The 10721-nt window shown below is 44.6% G+C and carries 6 protein-coding genes and 1 pseudogene; 4 read left to right on the top strand and 3 right to left on the bottom strand.

What is annotated here, in order from left to right; all coding sequences use genetic code 11:
• Window positions 1-903: 903 nt before the first annotated feature.
• Window positions 904-1064 (top strand): annotated as a pseudogene (locus B2X00_RS12595) (transposase); the annotation flags it as partial.
• Window positions 1065-1226: 162 nt separating this feature from the next.
• A complete protein-coding gene (locus B2X00_RS05855; RefSeq protein WP_290486507.1) occupies window positions 1227-4118 on the top strand; it encodes an insulinase family protein in 2892 nt (963 codons plus the stop codon).
• 90 nt (window positions 4119-4208) lie between these two features.
• Here B2X00_RS05855 and B2X00_RS05860 read toward each other — a convergent pair whose 3' ends face one another.
• A complete protein-coding gene (locus B2X00_RS05860) occupies window positions 4209-4538 on the bottom strand; it encodes a hypothetical protein (protein WP_290486508.1) in 330 nt (109 codons plus the stop codon).
• Window positions 4539-4799: 261 nt separating this feature from the next.
• Between B2X00_RS05860 and B2X00_RS05865 the strand changes: the two genes are divergently transcribed.
• Window positions 4800-4970: a hypothetical protein gene (locus B2X00_RS05865; protein WP_290486509.1), complete on the top strand. Its 171-nt coding sequence runs from the start codon at window positions 4800-4802 to the stop codon at window positions 4968-4970.
• 47 nt (window positions 4971-5017) lie between these two features.
• On the opposite strand, the gene gdhA is transcribed toward B2X00_RS05865, so the two are convergent.
• Both gdhA and B2X00_RS05875 read right to left on the bottom strand, forming a co-directional pair.
• A complete protein-coding gene (gene gdhA / locus B2X00_RS05870) occupies window positions 5018-6370 on the bottom strand; it encodes an NADP-specific glutamate dehydrogenase (RefSeq protein WP_290486510.1) in 1353 nt (450 codons plus the stop codon).
• A 62-nt stretch (window positions 6371-6432) separates the two neighbouring features.
• Window positions 6433-8139, bottom strand: a complete 1707-nt coding sequence (locus B2X00_RS05875) for a M1 family metallopeptidase (protein ID WP_290486511.1) — start codon at window positions 8137-8139, stop codon at window positions 6433-6435.
• A 200-nt stretch (window positions 8140-8339) separates the two neighbouring features.
• On the opposite strand from B2X00_RS05875, the gene B2X00_RS05880 reads away from it, so the two are divergent.
• Window positions 8340-10721, top strand: a 2382-nt coding sequence (locus B2X00_RS05880) for a putative bifunctional diguanylate cyclase/phosphodiesterase (protein WP_290486512.1), incomplete at its 3' end; no start/stop codon positions are given.

The following is a 10721-nucleotide window of genomic DNA, read 5'->3' on the forward strand; positions in this document are numbered from 1 at the left end:
AAGACGCGCTCAACTTGCTTAAGTCTGACGAAGTTATAACCTATCAGCTTTTTTAATATTTAAACAATATTTATACATTACTTTTGTCTTTGTGAATTAGGCTAGAACCAATGCATAGGTTTATAGACAGAGTCCTAAGTTCGCCATTAGCTCGCTAGGTACTTGGCATCGGGTACATTAGAAAAAGTTGCAAATATCGATTATATAGCGGACGGCCGATTCACGCTTTTCAATTCTTAATACTCGTTTTCCAATCAGTTCTTGCTAGCCTTTCTTTTCAGCGCCTTCTTCTGTTGTTTGCACAGAAGATTGTGAGGAGTGACTTAGTTTAGACTCGACATACTCGAGCCGCCTATCTAGATCCTTAATTCTCTCAAAATAATACTTGTCTTGAACCCCTACGAATAAAAATAGTACTGCCAATATTGTAAGGTCAGCGCTATTGCCAGCAAAAGACACTATCAAAATAAGAACTATGGCTATTGTCACCATCACCGGATGACGTACTCTCATCGGGAATTTATCAGCCTTGTGCACACTTAATCTCCTTTATTGCACTAATGTTGACTCCACCACTCACTTCGGAAAGCATATCCTTATAGATGATCTTGAAACTCCTCTAAAATAAGTCTAGCTTCAGGTGATAAATATATCGCCTCGTTTTAATCGATTTCTGCGATTTTGAGATCATCGGTTCTGTTGTCATAGCTAGCCATATACTTTTCTTAGGCGTTAAGCGCTATCATTGTTCCATCAGAGACATACCATGGCTTGATTGTTTAAAAGATGTCTGAGCATTTACCGAAAGAGTTCCCTATTCTTTTTGATTGTTATTAAGCTCTATAAATATATTCGTAATAGAAAATCAGCAATATACATATTTTTAACACTATGTTGCTATTAATGTTTTTTTTCAACAGTTTTCTATACACAAATCACGATACACAGATAGACAGCCAGATCTTAGCGAGTCTGAAACAAAACGAGACGGTGTACCCGTTCGAGAGCTTTGCCGTGAACACGGTATAAGCTCAGCTCAATTTTATAGAACTCAAACTTCATTCGTGACGATGCGCTAGTCATTTACTGACAGTCGCTTAGTCTGCAAAGACAAGCGGCTGTCAAATTCTGTTACAAATTGCTTTGTGCCCTTGCATTTCTTTACTGCAAGAAACGACGTATTTCTGTTTATTATAAAGTACACCCTTAACAGGAATATGACGCTTATGAAGAATCTATTTATGCTGTCTGCACTCACTTCAGCCCTTATTTTGGCTGGTTGCAGCAGTTCAGAAACTCAATCTAATAATGCGCAAGTAGCAGCGCAGTCACAACAAGCACTCGCTGAACAAGTCGTAAAGAGTCCGAACGACGAACGCCAATATCGAGTCGTCACACTGCCCAACCAACTCGAAGTTATGCTCATTTCCGATCCAAACACGGAGAAGTCGGCAGCGGCTTTGAGTGTTGGTGTGGGCTTGCTCAAAGATCCCATGACCCAGCAAGGTATGGCACATTATCTTGAGCACATGTTGTTTCTTGGAACCGATAAGTATCCCGACACCAATGGTTACAGCGAGTTCATGAGTAATAACGGTGGTAGCCAAAACGCATCAACTTGGCTTGATATCACGAACTACATGTTCAAAGTGAACAATAGTGCGTACGATGAAGCACTTGACCGCTTCTCAGATTTCTTCAAATCACCCAAGCTATACGCAGAATACGCCGACAAGGAAAAAAATGCCGTCAACGCTGAGTGGTCGATGCGCCGTGAGATGGACTTTTTTGGTCAGTTTAAGCTCGCCCGCATGCTTTTAGGTGAACACCCGGCAAACCGCTTTTTAATTGGTAACAACGATTCACTCGGTGATAAAGAGAACAGCAAGCTACACGAAGAACTTGTGAACTTTTATAATCGCTATTATTCAGCGAACATCATGAAAGTCGCAATGATTAGCAACGAATCGCTGGACAAAATGGAATCATTAGCGAAAAAGCATTTCGCCAGCATCGAAAATGATGACATCGAGCCACCAGAAACAACGGATAAAGTTGACTTCGCGAAAGCGGGTAAAAAGCGTATTCACTACGTACCCAATGAAGATGTTAAGCAATTGCGCCTTGAGTTTATTATTGACGATAACCAAGACCAGTTTGCGGTAAAACCCAATCGCTTTGTGACTTATTTATTGGGCTCAGAAATGCCAGGCACACCGACTGAACGCCTCAAGGCAATGGGATTAATTTCTAGCTTAAATGCATCGGCGTCACCGACCGAGTACGGTAATTACGGCGCGTTAACCGTGGATATAAATCTAACTGATGCAGGTATGAAGCATCGCGAAGATATCACTGCCTTAGTCATGCAATATATCAACATGATAAAAGAACAGGGCGTTGATAAAAAATACTTTAAGGAAATTCAAACCAGTCTGGCTAACAGCTTCCGCTTTTTAGAAAAAGGTGACGAGTTTGGTTACGTTGCTTCGCTTGCTTCCGCGATGCAGAATTATCCTGCTCAGTACGTGATCAGCGCACCTTACGAGTATAAAGAATTTGATGCCGAAGCGATTAATAACGTACTTAATCAGTTAACGCCTGAACACCTGCGCGTTTGGTACATTTCTAAAGATGAACCACACGACAAAGAGCTGAGTTTTTATGATGGTAAATACCAAGTCGAGGATATCGCAGCTTCAGAGATTGCCACTTGGTCAGCCGAGCCACAGCTCGCAATTAACTTACCTAAAGTTAATACGTTGCTTCCTGAAAACTTCGATTTAAAGAAAAATGCTGACTTTGACCAGCCGAAAGTCGTTATCGAAGAGCCCGGTATTGAGGTATGGCAGTACCCAAGCCAAGTATTTGCCGACCAACCACGGGGCGTGCTAACCACCATCATCAACAACCCCGATCCGATTACTGACGTTAAGAAATCAGTACTGCTTGCTTTATGGCAAGACCTGTACAACTTGCGTGTCAGTGCCTTATCGACTGAGGCAAGCATTGCGGGTATGAGCTTAAACCTAAACGACAATCGAGGTCTTACCTTTAATATTTCGGGCTTTACCGACAAACAGCCAGAACTCATGCAACGTGCACTAGAGGAGCTCACGTTTGATATCGAACCGCAAGCATTTGCACAAGCTGTTGATCGTTTAGTTCGCGGTATCAAAAACAAAGGACAACAATTCCCGTTATATCAATCCTTTGATGCGTACGGACAAATTATTCGCGAAGGTCAGTTTGCCGATGACAGCCTTATCCAAGCAGCCCAGAACGTAAAACCGGCTGATTTAGCAAGTTACATGGATGAACTACTAGCGAATAACTCAATTAAAATGTTTGCGTTTGGTAACTACGACAAGGCTGATTTACAGCTAGCTGTCAATGAGATTAAGGACGTATTGCCAGCTGACAGACGTATTACTGAGTTCCGCACCGCGCGCTTCTGGAAGCCTCAGTCTGACACATCTTTAGTGTTACGTAAGGATTTGTCTGTTGCTGACGTGGGTATTGTCGATGCACATATTAACGGCACACCGAGCTTTGCTACTCAGGCGGCTGCGACCGTATTGCAAGGCCATTTCCGTACCGAGGCGTTTGATACCTTACGCACCGAAGAGCAACTTGCTTATGCGGTAGGCACCTTTGCACCGCAACTGGACCGCTACACAGGCTTTGGTCTTTATATTCAGACTCCGGTGAAAAACGTTGCCGATATGCAGGCGCGTTTTGAATCCTTTAAACAAGAGTACTGGGAAACATTGCAGAACTTAAAGCCGGAAACGTTTGAACAGTTGAAATCGAGCACCTTAGTCACGCTTAACGAACCGCCGAAGAACCTGTCTGAAGAGTTACAGCCGGTGTTGAGCGATTGGTATTTACATCGTTATGACTTTGATACCAAGCAACAGCTGATTAATGCAGTAGAGCAGGTGACACTGGAAGACGCGAAGCAATTCTACAAAGATACGGTATTAAACGAAGATAGTGCCCGAATCTCTGTACAACTACGCGGTGAGAAGTTCCAAGATGCTAGCTTTGCTGATCTTCCAAATCAGCAAGTGATTGAAGACTTAGCAGAGTTTCATCAGGATATGCCTAAGCAATAAACGATGAAATCAGGAAAAGTAAAAGGCGCCATTAGGCGCCTTTTTTATAACTGCCGAATCAACTCGACAGTGGTTGGGAACAAGGTTCAACTATTTGTCAGCGCGGAGCTTTAGTGCACTCGGAAATCCGGTCGCTGCAACGCTGCTCGTCCGAAACTGCTCACGAACTTGAGATACGACGGTTTGAGCATCATTCGCTAACATCGCTTGGTTACTAAGCATCAGATCATACATCATACGCTGCTGAGTCAGACGTACGCTGCCGCGAATGGTGTCATGGTAACCGGCTTGTCCAGGTGTCACTGTGTAATGCTGCATGACACTTGATGACGCAGGTGCCTGTTCTATATTCATTTCTGCACTTGCCATTACGTTCGCTGATACGACTAAGCCAGCGACTATCGAAATTAAACGTTTCATAATCTTGACTCCTAATCTTGAGGCTTACTTAATGAGTCGTACTCGCGTAAGCAAAGGTTGCATCATCGTAGAATTATTTTTGTTATGAGCTAACTATAGCGAGTTATCTATGTATTTGGGTTTCAAAGTGATGTCTATTTGTAAATGATTGGATCAAATCGCTCAGGTTAGGCTAGCTTTGATGAAATTTTTCGAACACAGCATCCAAACTGGTTATTTTTTCGTCTAATAAGTGATTGCCCTAATCTAGAGGAAATTAACATGGCTAGCAGCAACCACTCACAGTGGGATTCACATCCTGATATTGGACCTCAACCCGCCTGTACCGGAGCAGACTTAGATAATGAGACAGGTTTTTGGGAGCGACGTCGACCTATCGATCCGTTTGTCGAACAGAAAGAGTCTGACAGTGTCGACGATCAACAGGAATAAAAAAAGGGAGTGCATGCACTCCCTTTTTTATTTAAATCAATGGCTGCTTACACAACGCCTTGCTCTATCATGGCGTCAGCGACTTTTTTAAAGCCCGCAATATTGGCCCCCAAAACGAGGTTACTAGGGGAGCCAAATTGTTCAGCAGTACGTTTACAGTCAGAGTAAATGGTTTTCATAATCTCTTGTAATTTACGATCCACTTCATCAAACGACCACTGCTGCATACTCGCATTTTGCGCCATTTCTAGCTGACTGGTTGCCACACCACCCGCGTTCGCTGCTTTGCCCGGCCCATAACCGATTTTTTGCTCGATAAAGAAATCAACAGCGCCCTGCGTCGAAGGCATGTTGGCCCCCTCAACAACCGCTAAACACCCATTTTCTGCTAACGCCTGCGCATCTTGCTCGGTTAGCTCGTTCTGTGTTGCACATGGAAATGCGATATCACCCTCATAACGCCATACACTATGCCCGTCTTCAGGGTAATCTTCGCGAGCTACATATTCGGCGTCGTCGTGGGTGTCTAAATATGTTTTCAGGCGTTCATGGTTTTCTTCTTTAATCTGTTTAACTAGGTCTAAATCAATGCCTGATTCATGATAAATCATACCGTTTGAATCGCTACATGTGACCGGTTTCGCCCCCAGTTCATAAAGCTTCTCCATCGCATATATGGCAACATTGCCTGAGCCAGACACCAAGCAACGCTTATCACTGAGCTTTTCGCCCAAGTCGCTTAAAAGACACTGAGCAAAGTAAACCGCTCCGTACCCGGTGGCTTGTTTGCGCGCGTGCGAACCACCCCAGCGCAGACTTTTCCCCGTTAACACGCCCTCGTAACGGTTCTTTAGACGTTTGTACTGACCAAACATATAACCAATTTCACGGGTACCCACACCAATATCCCCTGCAGGGACGTCGGTATGAGGACCTATATGACGCTGTAACTCCGTCATAAACGATTGGCAAAAACGCATGATCTCTGCATCCGACTTACCTTTTGGATCAAAGTTAGAGCCCCCCTTGCCCCCACCAATAGGGAGTCCCGTCAGGGCGTTTTTAAATATCTGCTCGAAACCAAGAAACTTAATAATGCCGGCATTGACTGAGGGATGAAATCTTAACCCACCTTTATAAGGACCTAAGGCTGAATTGAATTCAATCCGATAGCCCTTATTCACGTGAACTTGACCACTATCATCCTGCCACGGTACACGAAACATGATCTGTCGCTCGGGTTCTACGAGTCGCTCAATAATCGCCTGCTGACGATATTTTGGGTGCTCTTCTAACAGCGGCTCAATAGACTCAAGTACCTCTTCCACCGCTTGATAAAACTCATTTTGAGCCGGCGAAGTACGTTTCAACATATCAATTGTTTCTTTTACGTAGCTCATGCGTTCCTTCTCGTTTGTTTAAGATACATAATAAATAAACCATCCATGGTTTTTTGGATCGCTTACTGCGCTTCAAACGCCGAATATTCGTCCACATAGTCTTGTTGTCGCAGTATCTTGGCATTCGGATCTAAAACTACGTGCACATCGGCTGACTCGAGGCCGATAGTCGTTGGCGTTTTACTGACCTCAACGCGTTCTAACTTATCACCGACCATAACCTCAACAGGCAAATGAAAAGGCGCATCAGCCGCGGACTTAAAGTATAGCGTAAGCTTTTCACCATCTCGCTCAGACACCAACTCAGGCAACGCGGCTTGATACAGATAATGCTCGAAGAACCAGGTCATGTCCTCACCAACCTCAGCGTTTACTGCATCGATAAAATATTGCGTATCTGCAAAATGCGGTTTGAAATTGCCAGGCTCGGGGTTCGTTGTTCCGTATACCAGTTTTCGCGTTGCGGCAAAAAATGCTTTATCACCAATCAGATTGCGTAACGTGTGAAGTACCCAAGCTCCCTTCTGATAAATATCGCTACCGGGTCCACGGTCCGGTTTATAAACATCATCTTCCGACATCGGTTGATTGGAGACGATAGGGTGCTCATTACGGATGCCAATACGTTGGTCATACATCATGCCATGGTAAAGCGCATCACCATGCAGGTACTGTCCATAAAGAGGCTGCATATAAGTTCCAAATCCCTCGTGTAGCCACATATGATCCCAGTCAGTGTTGGTCACCTGATTGCCAAACCACTCGTGGGCTAACTCGTGTTGTAGCAGCCAGTCGAAATCGTACTTACCGGGTTTATAATCTTGTCCATAAGCATTAATTGTTTGATGTTCCATTCCCAAATGCGGCGTTTGCACAACGCCCATTTTTTCTGCGTAAAAGGGGTAAGGCCCTATCACTCGCTCATAAAACTCGAGCTGTTTAGGAAACTCGGCAAAAAGCTTCTTCGCTTCCTGCTTATGTCCTCGCAGATAATAAAAAACGAGCGGATACTCATGCCCATACCGACTTTGATAAGTCATTTCGAGCTTATCGTAAGGACCGACATTTAGCGCGATGCCATAGTTATTTTGTGACTGTTCGCTACGCCAATGATACTCGCTCCAATCATCGCCCTCAGTGGTATCGATAAGTCGACCATTGCTTGCCGCGACGAGCCCCTTTGGTACGCGAATGCGAATATCGGTTTGTTGCGGCTCAAACGTTGGGTGATCGAGACAAGGCCAAATCAGATCGCATCCCTCGCCTTGTACCGCTGTTGCAATCCAGGGTTCACCGGAGTCCGTTGTAGACCAGACATAGCCGCCATCCCACGGAGCGCGCTCTGCAACATGTGGTTGGCCCGCATAATTAATAGTGACATTAAACGGCTGACCCGCAATGATATCCGAGGGTAGTGGGATGCTTACTTGGCCTTGGCTGTGCTCAAAGTGAGTGATCTGATTGCCTGCAACAGCCAGCCCGGTAATTTCGTAGTTATTATCTAGATCAAGCAGCAGGGTTTGTTGGGGTTGACTGAGCTGCAACGTCAACGTGGTTTCTCCTGTGACGGATTTGGAGCTTGGATGAATATCGAAGAACAAATCAGCCCGTTTTAATTCAACGTGGCGCTGCAACGGCTTCAGCTCGCCACCTGTCTCTAATGTCTGTGCTAGTGTTTGCGGCTCCTGCATGTTGGATGAGCAGCCTGCCATTGATACGACACTGATTAAGCCCAGTGAAAGTGCCACGTTCAAGTGTTTAGCAACCATAATCAACCCTTTTATTGTTTTAACATTTATACACTAGCCTGTATGGTGGTTAACGAATAGTTCATTAGTCGCTCAAAATGCGGTACTGGCAGAAAAAAATAGAACAAAAATCAAAAATTTGTGTTCTCCGCGTGATAATCTGTTAACTTGTTGTTTTGCATTAAGAAGTAAAAGAAGCTCATCGATAAGAGAGACTCGCTTTGCTAAACGCACTCCTCAAACATGCGTCCACCTCTGTCGTGCAAACGGCGGCTTTCTCATGCTTACTTTTCGGTTTATTTGGTTTCTTTAACTATCTCTTCTTAGAGCCTTCAGCACGAATAAACTCGGCAAGCCTTTCACTCAGCGCTGCGGCTTTGTTTATCGGCACCGCACTCTATGGTCAACAAGCGCACCGATACTGGCTGACACGATTCGCGGGGATGGGCTTAATCGCTACAGGATTGTATGCGCTTAACGCCAAAGACTTGCAGCTACCTCTGTTCTTACCTTCATGCTGCTTCTTGCTTGCAGCCGTCTACCTCGCAACTGGCCAAACGCAGACGCACCGTATCGTCTGGAAGACAGTCGGTAGCATTTTTATACTCATCTCATTAGTGAGCTTTGGCATCATCTGGCTAGGCCTACCCACCTATCCTCAAATACAAAATCCAATCGCGTTTTCGGCAGCAACCATAGTGGGCCTTATCACGGGCTTGGGAATGTTATTTTACTGTTTTAACCAAACGCCGCCTCGACGCTCGAAGTTGTCAATTGCTTGCCTTATTTTTGCGTTGAGTGCTTCGATAAGTATCTGGTTTGCTCAATCGAATGCCGACATCAACGAAATACGGAGTCGTGGCGAAGTTAACCTGACGCAATCAGCCGATGTGATAGGGCAGCGCTTACAATCTCAGTTCAGCGCGCTCACCCGTTTATACCGTCGTTGGAGCGAATTGCCAGCCTCCTCAGTCGAGCAAATTATCAATATTGATACCGAGGATTACACGCGAGATTTCTCACTTATTCAATGGATGGGGGTCTATGATGAAGAACAGAATCTACTATTTAGCCCGATCACTATATCTCAAATTGACGACGAGATAATTAATCAACCGTCGATTAAAAAATGGCGTGCCGAGAATGTCCATACGACCAGTCGTGTTATCTCAGCCTATTCACTTAAACAAGGATCGCCAAGACTCATTTTAAGTTATCCCATTACAAATCCGAGCATCGTGTCTGATCAGTTGATCGTAGTTTTAGATATCAAAGATTTGATGCGTATCGATCGCATACCTTATCTCGATATTTTTAACAGTTATGTCGAGTTATCAGAGGAATATTTGCTACCGATAAGCAGTGACTCTTTCGATGTGATTAGCTTGAGTGACCTTAATTCGATGCATGCCTATAAGGTTTCGGCGTCCTCGACAGTACTCGGCCAACCGGTCAAGCTCCACGCGGTTATTGCAGACCCGGCCGTATTCTGGCAGGCAGCACGCGTCAACCAAACCATTTTAATTGCCGGTATTTTGCTCGCGTTCCTACTGCTCGAATCGATTGAGAGCAACCGTAAATTAACCGAGCAACAAGGCCAACTGATTCAAATGGCTAACTTTGACTCAGTCACCCAACTCATGCGTCGCGATGTGTTAGAAAGACACATCAACCAGTGGTTATTAGAAAACACCGATGACGCTCACATACTCTTTATCGACTTGGATGGTTTCAAGCCGATTAACGATAGCTTAGGTTTGCATACCGGTAATGAGTTGTTAAAACATGTTGCTACGCGTTTACTCGAGGCAAGTCCGTCATCCGCTCAACTATCGCGCTTTAGCAGTGACGAGTTTATTCTGTTTCTTCCTCAGTCAAGTAAGGAAACATCGAGTCAAGTAGCAGAACGTTTACTCGTCGCATTGCAGAAGAAGTTCGAAATTGACTACATTGACCTTTATCTCACCGCCAGTATTGGTATCGCATCACGCGAATTACAAGTCTCGTCAGCCGAGGCGTTTATTCAGAATGCAGATGTGGCCATGACCAAGGCTAAAGAGCTGGGTGGTAACGCTTTCGCATTCTTTACTCAAGCAATGGGTCTTAAGTATCAATCGGACTTAACCTTAAGAAACCAACTACAAGTGGCTATCGAGAAGCGCCAGCTCGAAGTGCATTATCAGCCATTTGTTGACTTAAAAACTGAAAAAATTATCGGTGTCGAGGCACTTGCTCGCTGGCGAGATAATGACGGTAACTGGGTGCCGCCGGACGTATTTATTCCGTTAGCCGAACACACGGGTCAAATCATGCCGCTTTCTGCACTGATACTGGAGAAAGCGATCAGCGAGATTGCTCAATATATAACGCATCCTAACTTTGTTTTATCGATTAACTTATCGCCTAAACAATTACAAAGTGGATATCTAATAAGCCAAGTGACTGAGCTTGCACAGAAGTACAAAGTACCATTTGGTCGACTGCAGTTTGAGTTAACGGAGACGATGATTGTCGATGATGCGAAATCAGCGTTTAAACAATTGGCTGAACTCAGAACACTGGGCTGCAAAATTGCTATCGATGACTTTGGTACAGGCTATTCA

Origin of the sequence: Idiomarina sp. UBA3162 (genome assembly GCF_002364475.1) — a bacterium.
In the GTDB taxonomy this organism is placed as follows: domain Bacteria; phylum Pseudomonadota; class Gammaproteobacteria; order Enterobacterales; family Alteromonadaceae; genus Idiomarina.